The sequence below is a fragment of the Roseateles sp. P5_B10 genome (assembly GCF_056400485.1).
Window position 1 is genome coordinate 1 of record NZ_JBFULE010001771.1, and the last position, 519, is coordinate 519.

The following is a 519-nucleotide window of genomic DNA, read 5'->3' on the forward strand; positions in this document are numbered from 1 at the left end:
TCAGCGCCGGGATCTGCGAGACCAGACCGTCACCAACCGAGAGCTTGGTGAAGACGTCGGCGGCGCGTGACAGCTCCATGCCATGATGAGTGACGCCGATAATGATGCCGCCAAAGATGTTGATGGCGGTGATAATCAGGCCGGCGATCGCGTCGCCGCGSACGAAYTTSGARGCACCGTCCATGGCGCCGAAGAACGAGCTCTCCTCCTCCAGCTCGTGGCGCCGACGCTGCGCTTCCTTGTCATCGATCAGRCCGGCSGASAGATCGGCGTCGATCGCCATCTGCTTGCCGGGAATGGCGTCAAGCGAAAAGCGAGCGCCGACTTCGGCGATACGTGTCGCACCCTTGGTGATCACCACGAAATTCACGGTAACGAGAATTGCAAAGATGATCAGGCCGATGACGAAATCGCCGCCCATCACGAATTTGGCGAAACCGGCGACGACATAGCCGGCGGCGTTTTCTCCCTCACCGCCATGCGACAGGATCACGCGTGTGGTCGCCACGTTCAGCGCCA

The 519-nt window shown here is 60.7% G+C and carries 1 protein-coding gene; it reads right to left on the reverse strand.

Annotated features, from left to right (window positions below; all coding sequences use genetic code 11):
• Positions 1–519, reverse strand: a 519-nt coding sequence (locus AC1DU6_RS35820; RefSeq protein ID WP_477863404.1) for an FHIPEP family type III secretion protein, incomplete at both ends; no start/stop codon positions are given.